The sequence below is a fragment of the Chloroflexota bacterium genome (assembly GCA_020850535.1).
Lineage (GTDB): Bacteria > Chloroflexota > UBA6077 > UBA6077 > JACCZL01 > JADZEM01.
The window spans coordinates 13,744-38,985 of sequence record JADZEM010000071.1 but is presented as its reverse complement, the minus strand read 5'-3'; the positions used below and the strand labels follow the sequence as shown (position 1 = coordinate 38,985).

23 protein-coding genes are annotated in these 25,242 nt (G+C 69.7%); 14 read left to right on the top strand and 9 right to left on the bottom strand.

Annotated features, from left to right (window positions below):
* Nucleotides 1-33: 33 nt before the first annotated feature.
* Both IT306_10835 and IT306_10830 read left to right on the top strand, forming a co-directional pair.
* The gene (locus tag IT306_10835; GenBank protein MCC7368910.1) at nt 34-582 is read left to right on the top strand and encodes a Uma2 family endonuclease; all 549 of its coding nucleotides are present in this window, start codon (nt 34-36) and stop codon (nt 580-582) included.
* 70 nt (nt 583-652) lie between these two features.
* Nucleotides 653-1,129: a DUF86 domain-containing protein gene (locus IT306_10830; GenBank protein MCC7368909.1), complete on the top strand. Its 477-nt coding sequence runs from the start codon at nt 653-655 to the stop codon at nt 1,127-1,129.
* On the opposite strand, the gene tsaD is transcribed toward IT306_10830, so the two are convergent.
* Together tsaD and IT306_10820 are read right to left on the bottom strand one after the other, a co-directional pair.
* On the bottom strand, nt 1,126-2,127 hold the full coding sequence (tsaD, locus tag IT306_10825) for a tRNA (adenosine(37)-N6)-threonylcarbamoyltransferase complex transferase subunit TsaD (GenBank protein ID MCC7368908.1): 1,002 nt from the start codon (nt 2,125-2,127) through the stop codon (nt 1,126-1,128). The two genes, IT306_10830 and tsaD, sit on opposite strands and share 4 nt — an antisense overlap.
* 72 nt (nt 2,128-2,199) lie before the next feature.
* The gene (locus IT306_10820) at nt 2,200-2,724 is read right to left on the bottom strand and encodes a hypothetical protein (GenBank protein MCC7368907.1); all 525 of its coding nucleotides are present in this window, start codon (nt 2,722-2,724) and stop codon (nt 2,200-2,202) included.
* Here IT306_10820 and IT306_10815 point away from each other — a divergent pair.
* Nucleotides 2,723-3,007, top strand: coding sequence for a hypothetical protein (locus tag IT306_10815; GenBank protein ID MCC7368906.1), 285 nt, complete (start codon nt 2,723-2,725; stop codon nt 3,005-3,007). The genes IT306_10820 and IT306_10815 overlap by 2 nt on opposite strands.
* A 136-nt stretch (nt 3,008-3,143) precedes the next feature.
* On the opposite strand, the gene IT306_10810 is transcribed toward IT306_10815, so the two are convergent.
* Nucleotides 3,144-4,241 (bottom strand): hypothetical protein, encoded by a 1,098-nt coding sequence (locus IT306_10810; protein ID MCC7368905.1) that lies wholly within the window; start codon nt 4,239-4,241, stop codon nt 3,144-3,146.
* A gap of 215 nt (nt 4,242-4,456) precedes the next feature.
* Here IT306_10810 and IT306_10805 point away from each other — a divergent pair, with 215 nt between their 5' ends.
* Both IT306_10805 and IT306_10800 read left to right on the top strand, forming a co-directional pair.
* Nucleotides 4,457-5,290 carry a hypothetical protein gene (locus IT306_10805; GenBank protein ID MCC7368904.1) on the top strand — a complete coding sequence of 278 codons (834 nt, stop codon included), beginning with the start codon at nt 4,457-4,459 and terminating at the stop codon, nt 5,288-5,290.
* Nucleotides 5,291-5,451: 161 nt separating this feature from the next.
* On the top strand, nt 5,452-6,738 hold the full coding sequence (locus tag IT306_10800; protein ID MCC7368903.1) for an ammonium transporter: 1,287 nt from the start codon (nt 5,452-5,454) through the stop codon (nt 6,736-6,738).
* 346 nt (nt 6,739-7,084) lie between these two features.
* Here the strand turns inward: IT306_10800 and IT306_10795 are convergent, their stop codons facing one another.
* On the bottom strand, nt 7,085-8,329 hold the full coding sequence (locus IT306_10795; protein MCC7368902.1) for a homoserine O-acetyltransferase: 1,245 nt from the start codon (nt 8,327-8,329) through the stop codon (nt 7,085-7,087).
* A 447-nt stretch (nt 8,330-8,776) separates the two neighbouring features.
* On the opposite strand from IT306_10795, the gene IT306_10790 reads away from it, so the two are divergent.
* Nucleotides 8,777-9,841 (top strand): EAL domain-containing protein, encoded by a 1,065-nt coding sequence (locus tag IT306_10790; protein MCC7368901.1) that lies wholly within the window; start codon nt 8,777-8,779, stop codon nt 9,839-9,841.
* 12 nt (nt 9,842-9,853) lie between these two features.
* Here the strand turns inward: IT306_10790 and IT306_10785 are convergent, their stop codons facing one another.
* The 3 genes from IT306_10785 to IT306_10775 form a co-directional block, all read right to left on the bottom strand.
* On the bottom strand, nt 9,854-10,528 hold the full coding sequence (locus IT306_10785; protein MCC7368900.1) for a hypothetical protein: 675 nt from the start codon (nt 10,526-10,528) through the stop codon (nt 9,854-9,856).
* A gap of 14 nt (nt 10,529-10,542) precedes the next feature.
* Nucleotides 10,543-11,475 carry an aldo/keto reductase gene (locus IT306_10780; protein MCC7368899.1) on the bottom strand — a complete coding sequence of 311 codons (933 nt, stop codon included), beginning with the start codon at nt 11,473-11,475 and terminating at the stop codon, nt 10,543-10,545.
* A gap of 168 nt (nt 11,476-11,643) precedes the next feature.
* Nucleotides 11,644-12,570 carry an aldo/keto reductase gene (locus tag IT306_10775; protein ID MCC7368898.1) on the bottom strand — a complete coding sequence of 309 codons (927 nt, stop codon included), beginning with the start codon at nt 12,568-12,570 and terminating at the stop codon, nt 11,644-11,646.
* 141 nt (nt 12,571-12,711) lie between these two features.
* Here IT306_10775 and IT306_10770 point away from each other — a divergent pair, with 141 nt between their 5' ends.
* Both IT306_10770 and IT306_10765 read left to right on the top strand, forming a co-directional pair.
* The gene (locus IT306_10770) at nt 12,712-12,930 is read left to right on the top strand and encodes a Uma2 family endonuclease (GenBank protein ID MCC7368897.1); all 219 of its coding nucleotides are present in this window, start codon (nt 12,712-12,714) and stop codon (nt 12,928-12,930) included.
* Nucleotides 12,927-14,402: an aldo/keto reductase gene (locus IT306_10765; protein ID MCC7368896.1), complete on the top strand. Its 1,476-nt coding sequence runs from the start codon at nt 12,927-12,929 to the stop codon at nt 14,400-14,402. The genes IT306_10770 and IT306_10765 overlap by 4 nt, the downstream gene beginning before the upstream one ends.
* Before the next feature lie 75 nt (nt 14,403-14,477).
* Here IT306_10765 and IT306_10760 read toward each other — a convergent pair whose 3' ends face one another.
* Nucleotides 14,478-14,993, bottom strand: a complete 516-nt coding sequence (locus IT306_10760) for a hypothetical protein (protein MCC7368895.1) — start codon at nt 14,991-14,993, stop codon at nt 14,478-14,480.
* A 297-nt stretch (nt 14,994-15,290) separates the two neighbouring features.
* On the opposite strand from IT306_10760, the gene lexA reads away from it, so the two are divergent.
* The 6 genes from lexA to IT306_10730 all read left to right on the top strand — a co-directional run bounded on the left by lexA (nt 15,291) and on the right by IT306_10730 (nt 22,933).
* Nucleotides 15,291-15,932: a transcriptional repressor LexA gene (gene lexA / locus IT306_10755; GenBank protein MCC7368894.1), complete on the top strand. Its 642-nt coding sequence runs from the start codon at nt 15,291-15,293 to the stop codon at nt 15,930-15,932.
* Nucleotides 15,933-16,769: 837 nt separating this feature from the next.
* On the top strand, nt 16,770-17,624 hold the full coding sequence (locus tag IT306_10750) for a class I SAM-dependent methyltransferase (protein MCC7368893.1): 855 nt from the start codon (nt 16,770-16,772) through the stop codon (nt 17,622-17,624).
* Nucleotides 17,625-17,732: 108 nt separating this feature from the next.
* Entirely contained in the window at nt 17,733-20,504 is a 2,772-nt protein-coding gene (locus tag IT306_10745) for a hypothetical protein (GenBank protein ID MCC7368892.1), read from the top strand.
* 97 nt (nt 20,505-20,601) lie between these two features.
* Entirely contained in the window at nt 20,602-21,753 is a 1,152-nt protein-coding gene (locus tag IT306_10740) for a DegT/DnrJ/EryC1/StrS family aminotransferase (protein MCC7368891.1), read from the top strand.
* 164 nt (nt 21,754-21,917) lie between these two features.
* Complete coding sequence (locus IT306_10735; GenBank protein MCC7368890.1) at nt 21,918-22,442, top strand: hypothetical protein; 525 nt, start codon at nt 21,918-21,920, stop codon at nt 22,440-22,442.
* Between the two features lie 5 nt (nt 22,443-22,447).
* Nucleotides 22,448-22,933: a hypothetical protein gene (locus tag IT306_10730; protein ID MCC7368889.1), complete on the top strand. Its 486-nt coding sequence runs from the start codon at nt 22,448-22,450 to the stop codon at nt 22,931-22,933.
* Nucleotides 22,934-23,014: 81 nt separating this feature from the next.
* Here the strand turns inward: IT306_10730 and IT306_10725 are convergent, their stop codons facing one another.
* The gene (locus tag IT306_10725; GenBank protein ID MCC7368888.1) at nt 23,015-25,042 is read right to left on the bottom strand and encodes a PDZ domain-containing protein; all 2,028 of its coding nucleotides are present in this window, start codon (nt 25,040-25,042) and stop codon (nt 23,015-23,017) included.
* Nucleotides 25,043-25,242: the final 200 nt, after the last annotated feature.

Here is a 25,242-nt window from a genome sequence, read left to right as displayed (position 1 = left end):
TGGCGCGTGTACACTGGCTGTAGGAGGCTGGAGATGGCGGCACACGGCGTTCGCTTCCTGGCGTCGGACATCTGGGACGCACCGGACAACGGCAAAATCTACGAGGTAATCGATGGGGAGCTCTACGTGAGTCCAAGTCCGGCATGGAGGCACCAGCTACAACTCAATCGACTGAACAAGCGCGTCATCAACTGGGTTGATGACCATCATCTTGGCTATGTCGTGCCGGCCCCCACTGGCGTGGTACTGGATGATGAGAACGGCCTGGAGCCGGATATCATCTTCATCTCGCACGAGCGGGCGCACTACATCTCCGAGCGGGGCGTCGAGGGGCCGCCTGATCTGGTGGTCGAGGTGCTGTCGCCGAGTACCGAGGCCCGGGATCGGGGCATCAAGCTGCGCCGCTACGGTGCGGCCGGCGTGACGCACTACTGGATCCTCGATCCCGAAGGCCCACGCATCGAGGAACGGGTGCTCGGCGAGCGGGGCTACCAATTGGTCTGCACGGTTGACCCCGGCGAGGTCTTCCGCCCGACACTGTTCCCAGGGCTTGAGATCCCGCTGGACGAGCTGGCAGACTGACGCAAGCGCGAGCTGCAGGTGGCGTCGACGATACGGAGCGTCGTTGGAGCGTGAGCCAGGAGGGCGCTTGGTGAAGGATCCGCGCGGCACGCTCTACTGGATTCAGCGCCTGGACCGGCATGTCGCGCGCGTGCGTGAGACGCGCGGGTCACGCCACGATTTCCTGCTCCAGCGTGAGATCGACGATCTGGTCGAGCACAATATGCTGCGCGCCCTTGAATCGGCCATCGCCCTCGCCGAGACGATCATCCTCGATGCCGGCTGGGAGCACTGGGATCACCACATGGCGCTATTCCGGATGCTGGCCCGGCATGACGTGATCGACCCGGACCTGAGCGAGCGACTGGCTACGTCCACGCGGCTCGTGACGCTGGCGCATGAGGAGTTCGACCACCTGGACGACGACTACATCGAGCGCCACGCCGAGGTCTGGACCAACGATTTGACCCAGTTTGCCGATGGCGTGCTGGTGGCGTTCGGTCTGCGCCGCCCCGAGCCGGAGTGTCCCGACGATGGCGATCAGCCGGACCGTGAGGCGGTGAGCTAACTGGCGGCGCGCTCGGCGATCGGCAGGACCGGGATCACGTCGAGGTCGAGGGCCGAGCGCTCGCCGGCCGCGTAGCGGAAGTAGCCGACTGACGCGATCATCGCGCCGTTGTCGGTGCACAGCGAGACCGGCGGGATCAGCACCGGGCCGCCGCTCAACTGCTGGACTCGCTGACGCAGCGCCAGATTCGACGCGACGCCGCCCGCCAGCGCGATGGTGTTCGCGCCGTGCTCGCGGGCGGCCTCAACGGCCTTGGTGGCGAGGACGTCCACGACCGCTTCCTGAAACGAGGCCGCCAGATCAGGGACGTTCAGGCTGTCGCCAGCCTCGTGGACGGTTCGGTGGACGGCCGTCTTCAGGCCGCTGAAGCTGAAGTTCCAGGTCGGGCGCAGCCAGGCGCGCGGCAACGGGTAGCGGGTCGGGTCGCCGGTGGCGGCGGCTTTCTGGATCGACGGGCCGCCAGGATAGCGCAGGCCCATCATCCGCGCCGCCTTGTCGAACGCCTCGCCGGGCGCATCGTCAAGGGTCCAGCCGAGCCGCTCGTACTGACCGTGGCCGCGCATCAGCACGATGTCGGAGTGGCCGCCCGAGACGATCAGGCAGATGACGGGGAAGACCGGCTCGACGCCCTCCACCAGCCAGTTCGCGTAGACGTGCCCCTCCAGGTGGTTGACCCCCACCAGCGGCAGCCCGCGCGCGAACGCCAGCGCCTTGGCCGCGTTCACGCCCACCAGCAATGACCCGGCCAGACCCGGACCGCGCGTCACCGCGATCACGTCGATGTCGTCCCAGGTGCGGCCGGCCTCGGCGAAGGCCCGCTGGATGACCGGCCCGATGGCCCGCAAGTGCAGCCGCGACGCCGTCTCGGGGACCACGCCGCCGGTCTCGCGGTGGACATCCTCCTGCGAGGCGACCACGTTCGATTCGAGCAGACGCCCGTCCACCACGATGGCGGAGGCCGTCTCGTCGCAGGAGCTCTCGATACCCAGAACGCGCATGATCACAGAATTGTAGCGGCCCGGGAACAGACGGCCGCGGACCGACCGGTGTACAATAGAACACCAGTTCTATCACGATCCGGATCGTCTCCCGCCTGCGCCGAGGAGGGCGTCATGAAGCTCGGGCTCCTCTGGTACGATGCCAACCGCCGCCTGTCCCCGCAGGCCCGGCTCGCCGAGGCTGCCGAGCGCTTTGCCGCCCGGTTCGGCCGTCCGGCCAACTGCTGCCACGTCCACCCCGACGAGCTGTTTGCCGATACGACGCTGCTGGTCCGGCCAGACCCGTCGGTACTGAAGCATCATTTCTGGGTCGGGCGGGACGAGTCGCTGGAGCCAGCCCGCGCCCGCCGACGCAAGGCCGGGGCCGTGATGGAGTCGGCATCTGTCGCGGCTGTCGTGGTGGCCGACGAGCGTGCCGTGCTCGCCGAGAGCGGTCCGGCGCGGCCGGTCCGTGCCACCACCCGGCGTCGGCGCGAGCGCAAGCGGCAGGAGGGCGGCTGGCGTGCGGCCGAGGCGCAGATCGACGCGCCGCTCGGGCTGCCACCGGCGGTGCCGGGCGAGTCGGAGGCCGTAGCGCGGGAGGCCGCACTCGACCATGCTCCGGGCGCTGATCGCGCTGATCGCGCTGATCGCGCTGACGCTGTCGTGGCTGTCTCGCCTGCTGGACTGGATACCGACACTGCTGACGCGGACGCCCGGCCTGCCGCCGCTGGCCGCCCGGATCGGGATGCTGCGATGCTGCTCGAACCAGCCGCTCCGCCGGCTCGCGCGACGCGTGGCGCTCGGCGGAAGCGGGTTGGCTCGCCGTCGGGCGAGTCAGCCGCCGAGAGCGCAGCATTGGCTGATGGAGTCGCCGCCGAGGTCGAGCCGTCGGGCGTGAAGCGGCCGGCTCGCCGGCGTGACCGCCAGGCGGTCGAGGCGGCTGGAGTGCCGGCCGCATCCAGGTCGTTGGCCACGGCTCCCAAACCGGCGGCAACCGTGCCGTCAGGCTCGGCGCGATCCGCCCGGAAGGCCAGTCAGCCGGCCGAGCCGAACCCGGTCGTGGGGCCTTCTCCGAGCAAGCGCGCGACCGCCTCAACCTGCCGTTCCAGCTCCGACAAGACGGCCTCGCGGTCCACGCCGACCGGCGGGATGAGCGGTACCAGCGGCGCGTCGGACTCGGCGTCTCGCAGCAAGCGTGGGGGAATCTCGGACGCCAGCGCCCCCAGGCGCGCCTCGACGCCCCGTGCCGGGCGGCCATCGGCGTCGTAGACCAGCAGCCAGAAGGGCGTCTCGCGGAGCGCCGCCCACCGTGAGACGCTGAAGCAGACCACCAGCGAGACGCCCGAGAACCGCAGCCGATACCCGAGGTGGCCCGGCTCGGCATGACCGTCAGGCTCGGCGCTCAGGCACAGGCCGCTGCCCTGACAGTTCTGGGCCAATTGCTCGACCAGCCCGGCCAGCTGCGAGAGCCGCCGCGCCACCGTGCTCGACAGCTCGTCGATCCCGAGCGGCATGAACGCCTCCCCGTCGAGCTGCGCGCACAGGCCAGCCAGCTGCTCGATCTCGGCCAGAGTGTCAGCGTCGCCTGCCGCCTGGAGCCGTGTGCGCGCCCCGGCCAGCACGGCGCTCCAGCTCGTCAGGATGACAGTCTGTCGCTCGCCCACCCGCGTCCAACGGATCGGATCGCCGATAGCATGGTCGCCGTGGACCGGCAGGCCCGCCAGCCGGCAGCGGCGGCGAACCTCGGCCCAGAGCGCCGTAAACCGCTCCGGCGGCGCGAGGATCAGCAGGGCGCTCTCGACGTGTGGCGCGAGCTGCCGAAGCGCACTGACTGGCTGATCGGCTGGCAGGGCGGACCAGAAGCGGCCGTCCACGATGACGCGCGCCGCGCCGTGCCGGTCCAGGCCGACCGGCCCTGCCTGACGTCGCTCGTCAGCGTCCGGCCTGCTCCCGAACCGCAGCCCCTGGCTGACTGATGCAAGCTGTGGCGCAGCGATCGTGCAGAGGTCGCCGACGGCGGCGCGCACCGCGCCCGAGCCAGACAGCAGGAAGGCGAGGCTCTCGACGGCGAGCCGTTCGGGCTGCGCGCCGAAGCGCGCGGCAAGCTGGGCGAAGAGGGGCGGTCCGCTCATGGCGGCAGTGTACACTCGTGAAAGTCGGGCAGCATCCACCAGCCGCACGCGGCGCCGGGGTCCCGTACATGAACCGCGGCCCGACCGTCAGACTTGACCTGCGCTTGCTCCGGCGTTAGCAGGTCGTTAGCAATTCAACACTACGATTCAAGTGTCAGGAGCGCGCGGATGAAACGCCCCGAACGGCGACGCCGCCTGGCACTGGAGACTCCCACATGAACGCACGAACGACCAAGACCAGGATCGCGGCGGCGGGCGCCTCGCTGGCCCTGATCGCAGCGATCGCCGGCACCAGCATGGTGCTCCCGTCTGGCTCGGCCTGGGCCGCCACCGACGTGGCCGGGCTGACGCAGCTGCAGCAGGCAGCCACGCCGACGCCAGCCACGAAGCCAGGGCCGCGCGGTGGCCGGGGCATGCAGCAGGGCGACCAGCAGCAGCGCGAACAGATGCATCAGGCGTACCAGGACGCCCTGGCCGGGCGGCTGGGCGTCAGCTCGACACAGCTGCAGGAGGCGCAGAAGCAGGCCCGCATCGACCTGATCAACAAGGCCGTGGCGGATGGCAAGCTCGATCAGGACCGCGCCAACCAGCTGATCCAGGCGATCCAGAACGGCCAGGGTCCACGGCAGGGTATGGGCCCGCAGGGGATGGGTCCGCGCCAGGGCGGCCCCCAGCAGGGCATGGGTCCGCGCCAGGGACCGGGCCCGCGCCAGGGTCAGGGTCAGCAGGGCGGTCCGGGCATGCGGCAGGGCGGCCCGCAGGATATCGCCAACATCCTGGGGATGACTCCGCAGGAGCTTCGCACGGAGATGATGGCTGGCAAGAGCCTCGCGCAGGTGGCCGAGGCGAAGGGCATCAGCCGTGACACGCTCAAGGCGAAGCTGCTCGAAGCGCACCAGGCTCGGATCGACGAGGCGGTGGCCGCGGGCCGCCTGACGGCCGACCAGGCCAAGCAGATGACGGAGCGCATGACGGCGAACATTGACGCCATGTTGGACAGGACGCCCGGTCAGGGCGCCGGCCAGCGTGGCCCGCGAGGCCGTAACTAGCTGCTCCCTTCGAGAACGCCGACGAGTTTCGTCGGAGGCGACAACGGGCCTTGTGCGAAATGCACAAGGCCCGTTTTTCTTTTCTGTACGGGACGCCCGTTGGCGTGGGTTTGAAACAGGCCTACTCTTCACGTATCACCAGCGGGAGGGACTACGGCCCTATGAGCCCAGAAGAACTGGAAGCGGCAGTAAAGGCCGCCCAGTCGGCAGGAGACACTGCGTGGGTGCTGGCATCCGCCGCGCTCGTCATGCTGATGACTCCGGGCCTGGCGCTCTTCTACGGCGGACTGGTCCGCCCGAAGAACGTCCTGTCGACGCTCATGCACTCGTTCTTTATCCTCGGCCTTATCAGTGTCGAATGGGTTCTTTGGGGATACAGCCTGGCTTTCGGCCCGTCCATCGGCGGGTTCATCGGTGGGCTGCAGTGGGTTGGCCTGAATGGTGTCGGCGTTGAGCCCAACGCAGACTACGCGGCCACCATTCCGCACTACGCCTTCATGGCGTTCCAGATGATGTTCGCCATCATCACACCAGCGCTCATCACGGGCGCCTTCGCCGAGCGCAAGCGCTTCAAGGCGTTCGTGCTGTTCAGCCTCCTGTGGGCAACGTTCGTCTACGCGCCGCTCTGCCACTGGGTCTGGGCGGGCACCGATGTCGGCGGCCCGAACGAGAAGCTCGGCTGGATCCGGGCGCTCGGCGCGCTCGATTTTGCTGGCGGTCTCGTCGTCCACATCTCCTCGGGCGTCTCGGCCATCGTCGCCGCGACAGTCCTCGGCCACCGCGTTGGCCTGGGCAAGGAGAAGATGGAGCCGCACGATCTCACCATGACAGTGCTTGGCGCTGGCCTGCTCTGGTTCGGCTGGTTCGGGTTCAACGCTGGCAGCGCGCTCGGGGCGAACGGCCTCGCGGCGACGGCCTTCGTGACCACGAACACGGCGGCGGCGATGGGTGCGCTGGCCTGGGTGACGGTCGCCTGGGCGCACAAGGGCCACCCGAGCGTGCTCGGTGCAGCGGCGGGCGCTGTCGCGGGCCTGGTGGCGATCACCCCCGCGGCCGGATTCGTGACCCCGACCTCGGCCATCCTGATCGGCCTCGGTGGCGGCGTGGTCTGCTACTTCGCGATCCAGCTCCGCGAGCGGCTGCGGGTCGACGACGCGCTGGATGTCTGGGCGGTGCACGGCATCGGCGGCACCTGGGGCGCCATCGCGACGGGTATCTTCGCCTCGGCCGCCGTCAACCCGGCGGGCAAGGACGGCCTCCTGTACGGCAATCCCAGCCTGTTCGTCACGCAGTTGATCACGGTCGTGGTGGCCTGGGTCTTCTGCGGGGTGATGACCTTCATCATCCTCAAGCTTGTCGACGCGATCATCGGCCTCCGTGTCCCCGAGCAGGAAGAGGTCCTGGGCCTCGATCTCTCGCAGCACGGCGAGCCTGCCTACCAGCTCTAGTCTGAACCACAGACGTACAGAAAGCGCTCCGCTCGACGCCTTGCGCTCCGCGCGCACACCTTGATTGGGAGAGACCTTCAGATGGACAGCATCATCCTCGCCGCGTCGCTGATCTCCTTCTTCGCCCTGATCGCCAGCTGGGTTGCGCTGCCGGCGACGAACGAGGCTGGCGCGGTCGTGCCGCACGGAGCGCCGGTCCGGGTGTAGTCTGGCAGGGGCGGCGCTGGCACGCCGCTCCCCGTCGACGGCGGACCGTTTGTGAAGCGCGGGCCGTGAGGCCCGCGCTTCGGTATGTCTGGCGCCTGGGTCGGCCGTGGAGCGTATCGCTACGGAACCGGACGGGCGGTCAGCGGCGGGTCTGCTCCCGCAGGCGGGCCAGGAACGGCCGGATCAGGCTCGTCTGGCGGCCCTCTTCCAGCAGGAAGGCGTCGTGGCCGTACCCCGATTTGAGGTTGCGGTAGGTCACCTCGCGGCCGGCCTCTCGGAGCGCCTCGGCGATCCGCTGCGACTCATGCGGCGGATAGAGCCAGTCCGAGCTGAACGAGAGCGCCAGGAACGTCGCGCGCGCCCGCTCGAACGCCTTCGCCAGCGAGCCGTGCCCCCAGGCCGCCGCCAGATCGAACTCGTCGATGGCGCGGCTGATGGCGAGGTACGCGTTGGCGTCGAACCGGTCCACGAACCGCTGACCCTGGTAGTGCAGGTAGCTCTCCACCTCGAACGGGCCGAGCGTAGGATCCCCGTGGGCGGCCGTCGCGACGTGCTCCCGTGCGAGGTGCGACGGGTCTGGCAGGCGTCGCTCGCGCCCGAACTTCGCCATCATCGACTGCTCGCTCAGGTAGGTGACGTGCCCGATCATCCGCGCCACCGCCAGCCCGAGCGCCGGCTGCGGGCCGTCGTAGTAGTCGCCGCCCTTCCAGGCTGGATCGGCCACGATCGCCTGCCGCCCGATCTCGTTCCAGGCGATGCCCTGCGGGCTCAGGCTGGCGCAGGTGGCGATGGCGACGCACCCGCCGACCAGCTCCGGGAAGGCGATGGTCCACTCCAGCGCCTGGTTGCCGCCCAGCGAGCCGCCGGCGACCGCCAGCAGCCGTTCGACGCCGAGCTGCCGGAGCAGCTCGCGTTGGGCGCGGACCATATCGCCGACCGTGACCAGCGGAAAGCGTGAGCCGTAGGGCCGTCCGCTGGCCGGGTCGGTCGAGGCGGGGCCGGTTGAGCCACGGCAGCTTCCGATGACGTTCGAGCAGATCACGAAGTACTCGGTCGTGTCGAACGCCTTGCCGGGGCCGATCATGCCGTCCCACCAGCCCAGCCCGCCGCGTGCAACGATGCCCTTGTCGTCCGCCCCCATGCCGTCTACGGCGCTCGGGGCGTTTGTTTCGGTGCTCCAGCCGGCCGCGTGCGCGTCGCCCGAGAGTGCGTGGCAGGCCAGGATCGCGTTGCCGCCGTCCGGGGCCAGCGTGCCGTACGTCTCGTAGGCGAGCGTGACCGGCCCCAGCTGCCCGCCGCGTTCCAGGAGCAGCGGACGCTCCACGGAACCGAACGTCACGTAGCGCGTGCTGACGACGCCCGCCGAGCCGGCGTCATCCGCCAGCGGCCGACGACGAGGGCGTGGCGGGCGGGTGGCAGGAGCCAGCGGCTGGGTCGTGCTGATGGGGGTGCTCCTCAGGCTGCGCTCCTCCGGCTGCTCGGGCCTCCTGCCCGGCAGCTGGTGCGCTCGTGTTGACGGTGAGTCTAGGGGCTGGGCGAACAGGCCGACAATCCCCCACGGCACAGTTTCCTGCACCGCGACGCGGTACGCTGGTCACATGATGAAGCGCCGCCGCGAGCAGGTACGACCGCTTCGCCCTGACCGAGTTGACACAGAGATGCAACAGGGAGAAACGACCGAATCTGCTCTGACATCCCCACGTAACACGTGATGAACGGCGACACAGGCCACGCGCCAACGCGCGATAGGATCCCGGCCGGCGCGCACCAACAGGCCGCCGCCCTGGCATGCGCCGGGTCGTCGTCGCCGTGGCCGGGGGCGGCGCCCAGCGTGGGACAGGCCGCCTGTGTCCATGCGGCGATGGACTCGGCAGCCCGTGCGCCATGGCACTGGCGGCTGCTGGCTGCCTGCGCGATCTCGGGGCTGCTGCCGGTCGCCGTGATGCTGATCGTGCTGACGGACGCGCCGGCAGGTCTCGCGCAGGAGACCATTCTGGGCGGCCTGCTGCTGGGCGTCACGCTGGGGGCCGGGGGCGGCGTGCTGGTGGGGCGAGCGCTGAGCGTCGTCGCCCCGCACTCGCCCGCGCTTGCCGGGCGCGCGGCCCTGGAGGCCGAGCTGCGGTCGGCTATCGCGCAGGACGAGCTGCTGCTGCACTTTCAGCCGATCGTCGGGCTGGCCGGGCCGGGCACGTTTGGCGTCGAGGTGCTGGTGCGGTGGGAGCACGTCGAGCACGGGCTGATCCCGCCCGACCGGTTCATCCCGCTGGCCGAAGAGAGCGGCCTGATCGTGCCACTGGGCGCGTGGGTGCTGCGCCGAGCCGTCGAGCAGATGGCCCTGTGGCAGCGTGACGGTGTGGCCCCGGACCGCATCTGCGTGAACATCTCGGCGCGGCAGATCCAGTATGGCGATCTGCCGTCGCTGGTGGCCGCGCTGCTGGCCGAGTCCGGCATCGACCCGGCCTCGCTCGAACTGGAGCTGACCGAGAGCGTTGTCGCGGAGCACGCTGAGTCGACGCTGGAGGCGCTCGGCCAGTTGCGGGCGCTCGGCGTCCACCTGGCTGTAGACGACTTTGGGACCGGCTACTCGTCGCTGGCGTACCTCTCGCGCTTCCCGGTCTCGACGCTCAAGATCGACCGCGCATTTCTCGTAGACATCGAGCGTGACACGGTGCACCAGGCGATTGTGAGCGCTGTGACCACGCTGGCGCACCGGGTTGGGGTGCGGGTGGTGGCCGAAGGGATCGAGACGGCCGGGCAGCTCGCCGTCGCGCGGTCGCTGGACTGCGACGAGATCCAGGGCTACTTGATCGGTCGGCCGTGCCTGGGCGACGTGATGACCGCGTGGCTGGCGGGGCGTCGTCGTCAGCGGCCTGCGGTGGTCGGCGGCGTCACCTGAGCGACGGCGGCATCACGGGACAGCGGGCGGCATCGGCGCGTAGCCGGCTTCGAGCGCTGCGACGATGGACGGTGGCGTCAGCAGGGCGGCCGGGCCGTCGAGCGGGCGATCCGTCGCCCGGTAGCCGCCAGGGGTCCACTGCCAGAGCCGCCGCTGCCAGACGAGACAGGCGTCAGGATCGGCAGGGCCGGCGCCCCGTGTGTCCGGGAGCATGGCGCTCGCGGAGTGAGCAGCGTCGAACGTCACCACCGCGCCGTCGGGGAGCGTGGCGAGGTCGGCAGGATGGGTGCGCTTACGGCCGCCCGGTCCCACCCGCTCGGCGTGCAGCACGCGGTCGATCTCGGCGGCGCGCGGTCGCGATCCGAGGCCCAGGTGGACGTTGCCAGCCGCCCAGGCCTCGCGGAAGCGCACGAAGTCGGCGTGGCGGCACTCGGCGCAGGGCCGGTGGCCGGCCGCCAGCGTCGTCGGCTCGTCGAGAAAGAAGAGGCGCGTGTAGTGGCCTGGGGCCATCACCGGCCCGCGCCGGCCCCGGAACTGGAGCAGGCAGGCGATCCAGGCCCGGCCGGCCCAGCGGCGGCGCAGGCGGCCCCCGGCGTCGTGCAGGATGCCGCGATTGCCCATCAGCGTGCCGCGCTCGGGCACGGCGACGAGCAGGCCGAACGGCGTGACGCGGTTCTGGAGCGGCATCGCGCGACCTCAGCCTACCAGCGGCCCTCAGCGCGCCACTGACGCTGCAGCTCGGCCACCCTGGCGACTTCCTCGGCGGTGATGTCGCCATCGATGGCCTGGATGTTGTCCTCAAGCTGCTCGACGGTGCGGGCGCCGGGGATGACGCAGTGGACGCCGGGCTGGGCCAGCAGCCAGCGCAGCGCCGCCTGGGCGAGGGTCTGCCCGTCGCGCACCAGGAACCGCAACTGGTCCACACGGCCCAACCGCAGCGAGAGCCGGTCGCCGGTCGGACGACGCCACTGCTGCTCGGCCGGGATCGCCTGGCCGGACGGGAACTTGCCGCTCAGCAGGCCGCGCGCCAGGGGCGTGCGGATCATGATGCCGATGTCGTGCTTGCGGGCCAGCGGCAGCAGCTCATCCTCGGCGGAGGGGTCGAGGATGTCGTACTCGATTTGGAGGAAGTCCGCCCCGTGGTTGATGGCCCAGACGCCCGAGGCATGGTCATCGGTCGAAATGCCGAAGTAGCGGACCTTCCCGTCGGCCTTGAGCCGGTCGATGGCCTTCGCCCAGGTGTGCGTCTCCAGTTGCCGGACGCTCGGGCTGTGCAGCATGTACAGGTCGATGGCGTCACGCCGCAGCCGCTTGAGGCTGTCCTCGGCGACTTGCTGGATCGTCTCGGCCGAGAACTCGCGGTTGGGGTAGTCGTTGGTCATGACCGGGACGCCGCCCTTGGTCGCGACGACCGTCGGGGTGGGCCAGGCGCTGGTGACCTCGCCCAGAACCTCCTCGCTGCGCCCCTGGTTGTAGCTGTTCGAGGTGTCGAAGAAGGTGACGCCCATCTCCAGGGCCCGCCGGACGAGCGGCGGCCACTGGGCCGGGTCGGCGCCATCGTCGCCGAGGCGGTTGCAGCCCATCGAGAGCCGCGAGACGTCGAGGCCGGTCCGTCCGAAGGTGGTGTAGCGCATAGCGGGTGACTCCAAAGCGCGACGCCAGACCCCAGTGGGGTCCGGCGTCAGCGGATCGCGTCAGTTCGTGCTGGGAGCCGGAGACGACGGCCTCTGGCTGCCACGGTCTTGTACCACGTCGCGTCGGTCGGTCAGCGGGGGTGGCGGGGGCTCGCCGCGCCCGGTGTGCTACCAGCGACCGTCCTTCCACCAGCCGGCCTGGATCTCCTTGACGCGGGCCAGCTCGTGCTCGGTGATGTCCCCGTCGATGGCGCTGATGTTGTCCTCAAGCTGCTCGACGGTGCGCGCGCCGGGGATCACACAGTGGACGCCGGGCTGGGCCAGCAGCCAGCGCAGCGCCGCCTGCGCCAGCGTCTGACCCGGCCGGATCAGGAAGCGGAGCTGCTCGATACGGTCGAGGCGTAGCTGGAGTTGATCGCCGGTCGGGCGACGCCACTGCTGCTCGGCCGGGATCGGCTGGCCCGCCGCGAACTTGCCGCTCAGCAGGCCACGAGCCAGCGGTGTCCGGATCATGATGCCGATGTTGCGCTCGATCGCGAGCGGCAGCAGCTCAGCCTCGGCGGTCGGGTTGAGCATGTCGTACTCGATCTGGAGGAAGTCCGCGCCGTGCTCGATGGCCCAGATGCCCGAGGCGTGGTTCGAGGTCGAGATGCCGAAGTAGTCGATCGTGCCTTCGGCCTTGAGCTGCTCGATGGCGTCAGGGTAGGTGGACTGCTCCAACTGCTCGACGGTCGGGCTGTGGAGCATGTACAGCTCGATGCTCTTGCGGCGCAGCCGCTCGTGACTGCCGCGCGCGCCGCGCAGGATCGCTTCGGCCGAGAAGTCGCGGATGATGCCTGCGCCGGTTCCGAAGCCGCCCTTGGTGGCGATGACGGTCGGACCATCGTAGCCGCTGATGGCCTCCCCGAGGACAGACTCGCTGCGGCTCTCGTTGTAGTTCTCGGAGGTGTCGAAGAACGTGACGCCCAGGTCGAGCGCCTTGCGGACCAGAGGCGGCCACTGAGCCGGGTCGGCGCCAGGATCGCCGAGCCGATTGCAGCCCATCGAGAGCCGCGAGACGGTGAGGCCGGTCCGTCCGAAGGTGGTGTACCGCATGTGGGGGCGTCTCCTCTGAGGCGTGGTCAGACCAAACGGTGTCGACGAAATCGATTTTGTACCATGGCCGGCGCTGTCGGCGCGGATTGTGCCCCGCGCCGGAGCGGTACGATAGAGTGAGCGCGCCTGGGGGTGCCCACCATGTCGATAGCCTCAGAGCAGATGACCCTGGACGAGTTCCTGGCCAGGTACGAGCACGACCCGATCCTGGAGTACGCGCAGGGGGTGGTGACGGAGAAGATGTCTCCGGGTTGGGATCACGCCGCCGTGCAAATGACGGTTGGCGCGGCGATCAATGCCTACGCACGGCCGCGTCGGCTGGCCTTCGCCTTCAGCGAGCTTCGCGTGACCGGCCGATGATCGCGGGGCGGGCGACGCCACAGGGGACGGCCCGGCGGGCTGCCGGACGCGAGGGCTACCGCCGCCTGGGCCGTACCGGCCTGACCGTGTCGTCGGTCGGGTTCGGAGGCTACCGCACGGGCCGTCGTGACCCGTTGCACGGCGAGGCGTTGCGGGCGGCGCTCGAGGCCGGCGTGAACCTGCTCGACACCTCGTCCAACTACATGCTCGGGGATTCCGAGCGCCTCATCGGCGAGGTGCTGGCCGAGTCCGCCCTGCCGCGCGACGAGATCGTCGTGGTCAGCAAGATCGGGTACGTCCAGGGGCCGAACCTGGAGCTTGCCCAGCAGCGCGAGGCGGCGGGCCAGCCGTTCCCCGAGATGGTCAAGTACATGGACGGCTGCTGGTACTGCATCTCGCCGGCGTTTCTGGACGATCAGCTGTCCCGCGCGCTCGACCGGCTGGGCCTCGAAACCATCGACGTGCTGCTGCTCCACAACCCGGAGTACTTCCTGCTGGACGCCGCCCACCACCAGGATGGACGGTTGCTGGACCAGATCCGCGCCGAGTTCTACGACCGTCTCGCCCGGGCGTTCGCGTATCTCGACGGCGCCGCGGCGAACGGGCGCATCGGCGCGTACGGCGTCTCGTCTAACAGCTGCGTGCTGCCCGAGGACGATCCCGAGGCGACGAGCGTGACGCGGATGGTCGAGGCGTCAGGCGGGCAGATGGCGGTCCTCCAGCTACCGTACAACCTGTTCGAGGCCGGCGCGCTGCTGGAACGGAACACGCCCGAGGGCACGGCCCTGGGCGCGGCCCTGCGCCACGACCTCGGCGTGCTGGTCAATCGGCCGCTCAACGCGATGGCGCGGATCGGCGGACGGCCAGGGCGGCTGATCCGGCTGGCCGATCCGCCCCGACCGGGCGCGCCCGGCAGCGACGAGATCCTGCGGGCACAGGTGGAGCGGCTCGGGGAGCGCGAGGCCCAGTTGGCGCACGCTGCGCCCGGCATCGTGCCGCCGCGCGTCGCCGAGCTGTTGCTGAGCATCTGGGAGGAGATCGCCTATCCGCAGGCGTTTCAGCAGATCTTCCGCTCGGAGATCGTGCCGGAGGCTCAGCGTGGGCTGCGGGAGCTGGTCGCGGCCCTGGGCACGCTGCCGGATCCGGCGAAGCTGGCGGAGATCCAGGCGTACCAGGACCAGTTGAACGCCCTGATCGAGCCGCTCCAGGCCAGGGCCACCCGCCAGGATTCCCGCGTGGCCGAGCAGATTCGAGCGGCGATTCAGCCGTCGCTGCCGTTGCCGCTCTGGAACGAGCGTCTCTCACGCATCGCCCTGGGGTTCGTGGCATCGACGCCCGGGGTGAGCTGCGTGCTGAACGGGATGCGGCACCCGGCCTACGTTGAGGACGGAGTCGCCGTGATGACGCAGCCGCCGATCCCCGATGTCGAGTCGGTGGCGCGGGCGCTGGCCGGAGCCGTCAGCCAGACGTAGGCTGGTCAGCGGTCAGCGGTCAGCGGTCAGCGGTCAGCGGTCAGCGGTCAGCGGTCAGCGGTCAGCGGTCAGCGGTCAGCGGCCTCGGTTGGGGAGGGGCGCGGCGTCCGTCGAGCGGCCGGCCGGTGCTCGGACGAATCGAACGTCGGGGCTGCCGGCCACCACGTCGAGCGCTGACGGCAGCAGCATGGCCTGGATCGTGTCGGCGTACTCGCCCTCCACGACGCCGCCAGCGGCCAGGATCGCCGCGTGCGCGTTCGCCAGATCGAGCGAGACGCACTCCACCAGCACCCGGATCTGCCCACCGCTGATGGCCAGCCCGGCGGCCTGGGCCGCCGCCAGCGCCGCATCGTCGCCGGCCGTGAGGGCGGTTTCGGCGATGGCCGCCAGCGCGCCGTCCAGCTTCTCACGGCGGGGCGCCGGCGCGCCCGTGGCCGGCGACCGCTCGTCGGCGCTCCCGGGCGTTGCTTCGGGCTGCTCGGCGGGTGGCGGCGCTGGGAGATCACCGTCCGCCACGGCGACTCCTCCCAGCACCAGGACAACGATCAGCAGCGTACCGCCCGCGATGCCGGGCAGCGCGCGTCTCGCCATCCGCCACCCGTCCCGCCATCCCTGCATGCGCCATCGTCGTCGCCACATCCTGAGAGCATCGTACGCCCGCTGCCGCATGCGCGCAACACAGGCTGCTTTGCACGCTGCCGGCTTCAGCCCGCCCAGCGGCTGCCGGCAGGCCAGACCGGGTTCTCGTTCTCGAACGACCGTGTTACGAACTGTTCCCGAGCGTGACATTCGTGTGCACAAGTAGTTGACCGGCACCTTCGAGAGTGGTACGATCCCTGAGAACGCCTGTTCTATAGGCTGCGGATGTCGGCAGCCTGAGGAGATGAGATGCGGAAGCTGTCCGACCGCCAGCAGCGGATCCTCGACTTTCTGGCTGAGTACACCAGTGACCACGGCTACCCGCCGAGTATCCGGGAGATCGGCCAGGCCGTCGGGATTTCCTCGACCTCCGTGGTCGACTACAACCTGCGCGCGCTCGAACGGAGCGGGATGATCCGCCGGGATCGGGAAGTGTCGCGCGGGCTGGGGCTGGTGGGGCAGCCCGGCCAGACCGCCACGCTTGCGCGGCCATCGCTGGTGCGGGTGCCGATTGTCGGCCGGATCGCCGCTGGTGAGCCGATTGAGGCGCTCGAACAGCACGATGACTACCTGGAGCTTGGCGCGGGCACCGTGCCGGACGGCTGCTACGCCCTCCAGGTCAAGGGCAAGTCGATGATCGAGGATCTGATCGACGACGGCGATCTGGTGGTGATCCGCCCGCAGGAGACGGCTGAGAACGGCGACATCGTGGTGGCGCTGCTGATGAGCCAGGGGCCGTCCACGGAGGGCGTCGCCACCCTCAAGCGGCTGTACCGCGAGCGTGGTCAGGTACGGCTGCAGCCTGCGAACGCGGCCATGCAGCCGATCTACGTCGATCCGTCCCAACTGCGCGTACAGGGGAAGGTCGTCCAGGTCGTCCGCTACCTGTAGTCGCGTACCTCGAGTCTCTGGAGCGCACGCTCCAGCGCGCTCGGCGTCACGCAGCGGGACTCATCGGACTTCCTCGCCGGCCCCGTGGTGACAGGCGTTCTCACATCCCCACGGGTCAGGGCGATGGCATGTTCATTGGTGTCCCCGAAGCATCATGGAACGGGCGGTCGGGGACTGAAGTCCCCGCCTACGGTCACGCCGTCGCTGCGCGACGGCCGTCGGGAACGGCCGGCACTGGTGCGACTGGAGCGTCGCGCAGCGACTGCAGGAGTGTAGGCGGGGCTTTCAAGCCCCGACGCGGCGGCACGACGACATCAACATACGATTGCACTGGCGCTGCCCTCAAGGCGATTGCATGACGAGCACGTCCTGCGACCTCGTCGGGGACTGAAGTCCCCGCCTACAGTCACGCCGTCGCTGCGCGACGGACGCCGGGAACGGCTGGGGCTGGTGCGACTGGAGCGTCGCGCAGCGACTGCAGGATCGTAGGCGGGGCTTTCAAGCCCCGACGCGGCGGCACGACGACATCAACATGCAATCGCCCTGCCCCACGGGTCTGGCGCGTTGACGTGTGCGCGGATGGTTCCGTACCATCACGTTCCCGGTGGCGCACACGGTTTCCTGGTCGCTCGGCAATCCCCCGCTGACGTCGGCTGCAAGGTGCGCGCCTCGGTCTTGGAATCTGCGAGGCAGGGCAACAAGGAGACGTGAGCGCCGCATGGCGCGCGCGGCTCGTGTCGCGGACATCGCCGCGCCGGGCGCACGCCGACGCCGTGCACACGTCTGTCAGAGGATTGCGCCTGGGGTGGGGCTACCGTTTTGAGTCTGATCGCGCCGATGGCTGCTTCGTCGCTTGGGGATGATGCTGAGCGATTGCTCGCCTGTCCGCGGTGCCGCTCCCGGTTTGCCGCCCAGGGCGGGGAGCTTCGCTGCCAGAACGCGGCGTGTGGGTACGTCGGTCTGCTGACCCATGATGTCGTCGTGCTCGGCGACACCTCGGCGCTCTCGTTCTTCGACGACCGCCACGAGGTGATGACCGAAGGCAACGCCAGTGAAGGCGTGCGCTGCCTCTGCTACGAGCGGCAGGCCGGCGTGGTCGAGGCGATGCTGAAGCCCGGAATGATCGTGCTGGACATCGGGTGCGGGCCGACGCTGCCGTACACCAAGCCGGCCGACACCTACGTTATCGGCCTTGAAGCGTCCTATGAGTCGATCCGCGTGAACCGCGAGGTTGACATGCGGGTCTACGGCTCGGCGCTCGAAGCCCCGCTCGCCGATCGGTCGGTCGACCTGGTGCTCGCCTATTACGCGGTCCACCACATCACCGGAACGACCGTCGCACAGAACCGGCAGAACCTGATGCGGACGCTGCGGGAGCTTGGGCGGGTCGTGAAGCCCGGCGGCGAGCTGGCGATCTTCGAGGTCAGCCCGTGGCTGCCGGTCTGGCACGCCGAGCGGCTGCTCTGGAACACGGCGCGCAAGGTGCTCGGCCCGAAGCTCGACATGTTCTTCTACGCCGAGCACGTCTACGAGGCGGCCGGGCGGGCAGCCCTCCCACCGACAGCGTTCTCCGTGCAGCGATTCGATACCTCGATGCTCAGCACCTTCCCGCCAGCCTTCAGCCTGCCGTGGCTCCAGGTGCCGCGCTTCCTGTACCCGTTCAATGTCAACTTGTACCGGTGGCGGTTCTAGGGGCGTTGGCGGGCCGAGCGCATCCGCCGACCACTGATGCGCGGCCCCGTGTCGAATCCCACGCCTGAGGCTGAGCGCTCGCAGATTGTGCCAGGCGCGGTATCGTCCGTGACGGCCGGGCGCCCCCCAGCCGACCGGCGCTGGCATACGGTGTCGCTCGGGCTGCTGCTCGCGATCTACCTTGGTCTGTACGGCTGGTTTGTCTTCAGCACGGACCGGCTGCCCTACGTCTACGACAACACCGAGACGTTCTCGGCGCTCTGGCACGCCCACAACCTGTACACGTTCGACTTCTTCACCAGTTGGGGCCTCACCGACGAGGCGTACGGGCCGGAGCCGGCCGCCCATCCGTTCGTCCACAGCCACCAGGGAAACTTCCCACGCCTCTTCGCCTACCTGATCTACGCACTCGGGGCGCGGACCGCCGAATCGCAGATCGTCGTGACGACGTTCACCATCGGCATCGCGGCCGTCGTCTTCGCCTTCGAGTTTCTGGCCCGCCGGGCCGGGCCACGCTTCGCCCTGCTCGCCTGCCTGCTGTTGCTGACCGACTACCTGTTCTTCGCGCAGTGGCAGGTGGTGACCTACCGCGTCTGGCACGTCTTCTTCGTGTTCTCGTCGCTGCTGTGCGTGGATGGCCTGGGTGGGAACCGCTCCCGGCGCTGGGCGGTGCTGACGTTCCTCAACTTCCTGGCGCTGTTCTATTTTGAGCTGATCTTCGTGGCGTACGTTGCGCTGTTCACGGCGTTCTCTGCTGGCTGGTGGTACCGCTGGGCCTGGCGGACGGCGCTGCGATTCTGGGCGCTCCAGGCGGCCGGTGGTGGGCTGGCCCTGGCGATCTTGATGCTCCAGGGCGCGCTCTTCCTGGGGCCGCGCGTCTTCGCCGAGGACCTGTACCTGACCTACTTCGCTCGGAACCTCGCCGCTGACAGCCCGGCCATGCTGGAGCGGCTGGATACGTTCTTTCGCCAGCATCCCATCGTGTTCTGGTTCAACATCATCGACGTGCGCGGCCTGCGCGGCCCGGGCGCCTTCTTCGGACAGCTCGCGACGTGGCACTTCGAGGCGCTCACGCCGTTCCTCACGCTCCTGCTGGGGACCGTCTGGCTTGGCTGGCTGCTCGGCTCGGTCCGCTGGCCGTCGCCGCTCGTGCGGGGTGGGCGGCAGGCGGCCGGCTCGGCGTGGCTGCTGCGAGACCGCTGGCGGACGCCGCTCGGGCTGGTGCGCCTGTCGCTGCGCTTCGAGATGCCGCTGACCTGGCCGGCCTGGGCCGAATGTCGGCGGACGGCTGCGCCGCGGGCAACCCTTGTGCTGGTCCTGCTTGGCGTGCCGACGCTGCTGCTGGCCGTCACCCTGCTGCGAGATCAAGCCGTCCTGGGTCTGCCGCAGAGTCAGGCGTCGTTCCTGCGCCAGACGCGCGGCCTCGGGTACGCCGGCCTGCTCGTGGCGGGCGTGGTCGCGCTGGGGCTGCTCTGGGGCACGCTCCCACGCTGGCAACTGCTGGCGCGCATCGCGCTCGGGCGGGCGGTCCTGGCCGCCGGGCTGCTGCTGGCCGTCAACGCCTTCGTGCGCGGGCAGTCGGCGCTCTACAACCAGCAGGCCGCGCCGCTCTGGCAGGGGTATCTCGGGCTGGGGCTGCCGCACGGGGCGGTCGTGGCGCTGCTGCTGGCGGCCGCCGGGCTGGCCGCCGCGCTGGTGCTGTTCGGCAGTCGCCCTCTCCTCGGAGGAGACCGCGCAAGCCACCTCGGCGGCCTGCTCTCGTTCGTCGTGCTCGGCGATGTTGCCCTCTACGCCACCTACGTGCTCTCGCCCGGCTACGTGATCAGCGGCTACCTCTCGCGCGGCGCGCCACTGTTCGTGTTCGCGGTAGATGTGGCCCTGGCCATCGGTTTGTCTGTCGCCGTTCAGGCTGGCTGCCGAGCGCTCGCCGGGGCAGCGGGCCTGCTGCGCCATCACCTCGGCCCGCCCGATCTCGGTCGAAGACGTCTCCCGGCCAGTGTGACATTGGGCCTCCTCGGGGTGGCGCTGATAGGGCTGGGCGGCGTGAGCGTCGTGGCCTGGGGCAAGGTGCAGCTTGGCTATCTGACGCTGCTGCCGCCGACCCATTTTGCCTTCCTGAAAACCCTGGCCGAGCCGCCCTACCTCGGCCAGTCATTCGTCGGGAATCGGTACATGGCCCCGCCCGCTGCCTACACCGGCCAGTGGGCGTACATCGACGCGACCATCGGGCAGGCGCGCATCGAGCTGACCGACGACGGCTACCGGGTGGCCCAGGAGCTGCAAACGTACGTCTGGCTGCGGGACCGGGCCACCAACTCGGCCTACCGCGAGCCGCGCTACTACCTGTGCACGCGGTACCAGTCGCTGGCCGATGCGCTGATCCGGGCGCAGGACCTCCGGGGGTATGGCGGCTCCTGCAACGACCTGCCGCTGGTGCGTCGCGCCGACAGTGCCGAGCAGCCGTACCTTCAGTACCGCGTGACCGCGCGCGATCCATCGCCGGCCGGAAGCTGGGCCATCGTCGAGCTGGACTGGGTCTACCCGCCGTACCTGAAGCCGGCGCCCGGTGCAGCGGGCGCATCGCGCGTGCTGGTGACGCCGCGCCAGACGGCGGGGGGACTCTCGCTCGACGTAACCTATCGGTACGCGCATCAGAAGGAGACGCCCGAGGCCGGGACGATGCTGCGGCTGTACCTGCGCGAGCCATCTGGCGTCAGCTGCCTGCTGCGCGAGCAGGCAGCGCCCGGTCCGCTCGTCGTGCCAGACGGCGTCGCCGGGACACTCTTCGTGACCGTGCAGCCATCGACGACAGAGAAGCGCGGACCGGCCTACCAGAGCGACCTGCTCCAGGTTGATGGCGGCGGGCGGGGCTGCTCGTAACTCAGGCGCCCGGCCTGTTTCGTCATGTAGAGACGTGGATATACTCCATCCCGCCGAGCGACGTACGTTTGCCCGCGCCGGCCAGAGGTAGACCGTGGTGAACAGCGTGAAGACCATGCAAGTGCCGTTCGTCAACCTGGCCGCACAGCACGCCGCCATCAAGGGCGAGCTGCTGGAGGCGATGGGCCGCGTCATCGACAGCGGGATGTTCGTCCTCGGGGCCGAGGTCGACGAGCTGGAGCGCCAGTTCGCCGAGGCCATCGGCGTGCAGTACGCCGTCGGGGTGAACTCGGGCACCGATGCACTGATCCTGGCCCTGCGGGCGCTCGGCGTCGGCCCGGGCGACGAGGTCATCACTGCCGCGAACTCGTTCATCGCCAGCGCCGGCTGCGCGGCGATGATCGGCGCGCGCCCGGTCCTGGTGGACGTGGGCGACGACTACAACATGGACCCTGCCTGCCTGCTGCGCGCGATCACCCCACGGACGAAGGCGATTGTGCCCGTCCACCTCACGGGGCGCGCGGCCCGCATGGATGAGATCATGCGGATCGCCGACGAGCATGGGATTCCCGTCGTCGAGGATGCTGCCCAGGCGGTCCTGGCCGAGTACCGTGGCACGCGCGTGGGCGCGTTCGGGGCGGCCGGGGCGTTCAGTTTGCACCCGCTTAAGACGCTGAGCGCCATTGGCGACGGCGGCATCCTCACGACCGACAACCGCGCGCTGTATGAAGAGGTCAGGATCATGCGAAACCTCGGGCTGAAGACCCGAGACGACGCCGTGGTCTGGAGCGGGAACTCGCGCCTCGACACGATCCAGGCGGCGGCGCTGCTGGTCAAGCTCAAGTACCTGGAGGCGTGGACCGAGCAGCGGCGCGCCAACGCCCGCCGGTACCGTGCGCTCCTGGCCGATATCCCGCAGGTGCGGACGCCCGCCGAGGAGCCGTATGAGCGGGCCGTCTATCAGGTCTTCAAGATCCTGGCTGAAGACCGCGACGCTCTCCAGGCCTACTTGAAGGAGCGTGGCATCGGCACGGCGGTCCACTATGCGATCCCGATGCACCTGCAGACGGTCGCCGCCGAGCTGGACTACGCGCCCGGCGCGTTCCCCGTCACCGAGCGGCAGGCCGAGCAGATCCTGGCCATCCCGATCTACCACACCCTGACGGACGAGGAGTTGACGTACGTCGCGGAGGCGATCCGGGCGTTCTACACAGGTGCGCGCCCCGCTGATGGCCGATCGGTCCGCTAGCCTGTCAGCCCGGCGCGCCTCGCCTGTCAGCCCGGCGCGCCTCGGCAGGCGACGCGGCTGCCGCGCTTGCCGCCGGCCTGCTGCTGGCCGGGCGCGCCGTGTGATGGTGGGCTGGCCTCGCCCGGATGCCTGATACAATCGTCGCCGATGTGGGACAGACAGCCGTGACTCAGTTGCCTCTCTGGTTGGCGGGCGTCGGCTACCTGCTGCTGCACCTGCTGGCCTATCTCGTAGTGTTGCGGCGCTTCCGTGCTTTCGTGACAGAACGGGGCGCGTTTCGGTACCACCTCGCGTCGGCGATGGTCTTCACCCTGGTGGTGGCGGGCCTCTGGCTGCTCGTCCCAGCCTCCGGCGTCTCGTTCGCGGTGCTCGTGGGCCTCGTGATGCTCCACGGCATCTACAGCCTCTCGTTCCTCGAAGTGTGGTCGTTGACGGAAGGCAGCTACTCGCTCCAGATCGTGCGGGCGGTCGTCGAGTCCAATGCGACCCGCTCGCCGCTCGACATGCAGCACCTTGAGGGGATCGGCTCGCGCAAGAAGCTCGGGCGCACCGACACACTGGTGCGGCTCGGCCTCGTCTCCGTGGTGGATGGGCAGGTTTCGCTGACGCCGCGCGGGCGGACAGCGGCGCGGGCGCTCGGCGCGTTGCGGTCGCTGGTCGACACGCGGACCCAGGTCAAGGCCGGGTAGCCGAGATGTGGCTCGTGCTGTCGCTGGGGGCGTTCCTGCTGGCAATCGGGTGTCATCTCGTGGTGGTACGGCTGCCACTGCCGATCAGCAACGTGATCCGGTACGTGGTCGGGGGAGGGGCGGTCGGCGTGCTGCTGGCCCTGGCCTTGCTGGTGCTCTACGGCATCTCGTCGGAGGTCGTGGCCGGGCTGGCGCTGTTCGCCTTCCTCAGCGAGCTGTACATCTTCCTCTTCACGCTGGTCATCAGCAGCGTCACCGTCTCGATGCTCCTGCGCCTGCGCCAGGGGCCGCTGCCTGAAGCCGTCCTGACGGAGGAGGCGCAGTCGTCGGCGATGGTCGCCATGCGGCTGGAACAACTCGAACGGAACGGGTTCATCCGAACCGAGGGCGGGCGGTATGTTCCGCTGTCCTCGGCGCAGCGGCTGACGGCAGCGTTCGTCGCCCTGCGGACGATCCTCGGCCACGAGCTGCACCGCCAGGACCGCCGGTAGGTCGCGGCGGGGCCCGCCTGCCACACCGGCCGCGAGCTACGCGGCGGCCGGCGTGGCGCTGCTCAGCTTAGCTCGTTCGTGTCAGGGGTTGGCGGCTGCTCGCGAGTCCACGATCTGGGCCAGCCGGGCCAGCTCGTCGAAGCTGGCGGTGTCGCCGGGCGGGACGTTCTGCGACACCGTGTAGACGGTCCCGCCGCGCCGCCACGAGATCCAGATCCGGCCCTCGTTCTGGCCGGTCCCGACCTGCGCCAGCGTCTCATCGCCGAGCGTCACCGGCGAATCGACGTCCTTGTACTGGGGCGGATTGCGTGGCTCATCCGCCTCGTAGATCTCGCGCATGTCCTTGTGTGCGCCGTCGCCGTCGCGATAGAAGCTGACGGTGATGGCGTATGGGGGTGGGAAGCCGGCCCCGATCCACCGCGCATAGACGCCCTGCCAGCCGAGGCGGATCGCGCGGGCGCGGGCGGCGGCGATGCTCGGATAGTCGCTGGCGTAGTAGTGCAGCGTGTCGAACGCCATCTCGCCACGGACCTGCTGGTCCTCCGGGCGGCTGGCATCCCCGGCCTGGAGCAGGACGGGAGCGGCCCGCTGCTTCATCTGCTCGGCGGTCAAGAGCCCATCGGTGGTGGACGGCCCGGCCGGCAGCGGCCCGACGTCGGCCGGCGGGCTAAGCGCTGCTTGAATCGCCTCTGGGGGTGCGACAGACGGATCGCGCCCCATGTTGAGCGACACGTCCGGCGTCACGCCAACCTCGTCAACGGCGATCTCCTGCTTGCCGGTGAAGACCTGCCGGATCGCCACCATCATGCCCGCGCCCAGCGGCAGCGGCACGATGTTGCCGGTGTTGAGCGCGCCGGCCGACTGACGGCCCATGACCACGCCGCGCTTGTACTCCTGCACCGCCGAGGCAAAGCCCTCGGAGGCCGAGGCCGAGTTGCCGTCGATCAGAACGACCAGTGGGCGCTGCACCCGGAAGAGATGACCGTCGGTGGCCTGTTCGTACCGCCCGCCGATCTTGTCGCGCTCCACGAGGATCGGCCCGGCGTCGATGAACCGCCCGAGCACCTGTACGAGGCTGGCGCCGCCGCCGTTGCCGCGGAGATCCATGATCCAGCCCTTGCCGCCGGCCTGCTCGCACTGCTCCAGGTAGTAGTCGAGATCCTCGCCGATGGTCCGGCCCGTCGGCCCGACGATGAACGCTACCGGGAAGGTCGAGAGGCGGAAATGGCAGACGCCCTCAGGGAGCACCTTCATGGTCAGCGGCGGCTCGCTGAAGCGCGCCCGGGTGACCACGATGTCCATCGTCTGGCCGCCGTCGCCGCGCTGCAGGGTCAGGGTGACGCTCTGGCCCTCTTCGCCGCGCAGGGCATCCGAGACGTCGCGCAGCTCCATGCGGCTGGTGCTGCGGCCATCGACCGCCAGGATGATGTCGTTGTCCATCACGCCGGCCTTCTCGGCGGGCGCGCCCGGGACCACCGAGCCGATCCGGAACGGCGCGCTCTGCCCCTGGATCAGGATGCCGAGGCCCACCCGGCCCGAATCGCTGGTCAGGCTCTGGCGGAAGCGCGCGAACGCCTCCGGCGGGAGGAAGACCGTGTGCTGCTCGCCGACGCTCTGGGTCATCAGGTCGGAGGTCGCCATCGCGACACGGTTGGCGTCCACGCCGGACCCGGCCGCCGAGAGCAGCGCCCGGTACTGGGCTACAAACGCCTGCAGGTCGCCGTTGCGGTCGCCGGTGAACTGCGGATCGGCGACGCCCGAGGGCAGCTTGCGCTGCTCGGCCAGCGCCCGCCGCGCGCCTTCCCAGGCGGCGTCCAGCAGATCGCGCGAGTCGAGCGGTTTGAAGAAGCGATCCTGGATCGAGTTGTAGACCGCCGTGATCAGCGTGATGCCCGGCTCAGCGTCGCCCTGGTTGACGACGGCCCGAGGCGCATCGACATCCGGCGACATCATCGGCTGGGCAGAGCGGTCGACGTCCGGCGCGTCGACAGACGACGTGCCCGGCTCCGCGCCCACGCGCAGCGGCGCGAACATCGAGGCCGGCGCGAACGCCGAAGAGATGAGCAGCCCCACGAGCAACAGGCCCGTGAGCGCCGCGCGACCACGCAACGCGAGGCGCGACCGTGCTGCGTCGGAGGAGTGGTTCATTCGGCAGAGTCCTCCGGGCGTCGAGGGGTTGACACTCTGGCGCTCGCCGCCCCAGGTTCATGATACGCCGTTCAGAGACGCGTCCGGGCACATTACGTGCGCGGGTCTCGTCTGCCACTCGCTCGTCTGCTGTATACTGCCCCACATCCCGTGGGCCGGGG

Excerpts from the sequence above, each read along its gene's own strand:
- IT306_10835 (MCC7368910.1), top strand. The coding sequence starts at position 34 with ATGGCGGCACACGGCGTTCGCTTCCTGGCGTCGGACATCTGGGACGCA.
- tsaD (MCC7368908.1), bottom strand. The coding sequence starts at position 2,127 with ATGCGCGTTCTGGGTATCGAGAGCTCCTGCGACGAGACGGCCTCCGCC.
- IT306_10815 (MCC7368906.1), top strand. The coding sequence starts at position 2,723 with ATGCTCCGGGCGCTGATCGCGCTGATCGCGCTGATCGCGCTGACGCTG.
- IT306_10820 (MCC7368907.1), bottom strand. The coding sequence starts at position 2,724 with ATGGTCGAGTGCGGCCTCCCGCGCTACGGCCTCCGACTCGCCCGGCAC.
- IT306_10810 (MCC7368905.1), bottom strand. The coding sequence starts at position 4,241 with ATGAGCGGACCGCCCCTCTTCGCCCAGCTTGCCGCGCGCTTCGGCGCG.
- IT306_10805 (MCC7368904.1), top strand. The coding sequence starts at position 4,457 with ATGAACGCACGAACGACCAAGACCAGGATCGCGGCGGCGGGCGCCTCG.
- IT306_10800 (MCC7368903.1), top strand. The coding sequence starts at position 5,452 with ATGAGCCCAGAAGAACTGGAAGCGGCAGTAAAGGCCGCCCAGTCGGCA.
- IT306_10785 (MCC7368900.1), bottom strand. The coding sequence starts at position 10,528 with ATGCCGCTCCAGAACCGCGTCACGCCGTTCGGCCTGCTCGTCGCCGTG.
- IT306_10780 (MCC7368899.1), bottom strand. The coding sequence starts at position 11,475 with ATGCGCTACACCACCTTCGGACGGACCGGCCTCGACGTCTCGCGGCTC.
- IT306_10775 (MCC7368898.1), bottom strand. The coding sequence starts at position 12,570 with ATGCGGTACACCACCTTCGGACGGACCGGCCTCACCGTCTCGCGGCTC.
- IT306_10770 (MCC7368897.1), top strand. The coding sequence starts at position 12,712 with ATGTCGATAGCCTCAGAGCAGATGACCCTGGACGAGTTCCTGGCCAGG.
- IT306_10765 (MCC7368896.1), top strand. The coding sequence starts at position 12,927 with ATGATCGCGGGGCGGGCGACGCCACAGGGGACGGCCCGGCGGGCTGCC.
- IT306_10760 (MCC7368895.1), bottom strand. The coding sequence starts at position 14,993 with ATGGCGAGACGCGCGCTGCCCGGCATCGCGGGCGGTACGCTGCTGATC.
- lexA (MCC7368894.1), top strand. The coding sequence starts at position 15,291 with ATGCGGAAGCTGTCCGACCGCCAGCAGCGGATCCTCGACTTTCTGGCT.
- IT306_10750 (MCC7368893.1), top strand. The coding sequence starts at position 16,770 with ATGGCTGCTTCGTCGCTTGGGGATGATGCTGAGCGATTGCTCGCCTGT.
- IT306_10730 (MCC7368889.1), top strand. The coding sequence starts at position 22,448 with ATGTGGCTCGTGCTGTCGCTGGGGGCGTTCCTGCTGGCAATCGGGTGT.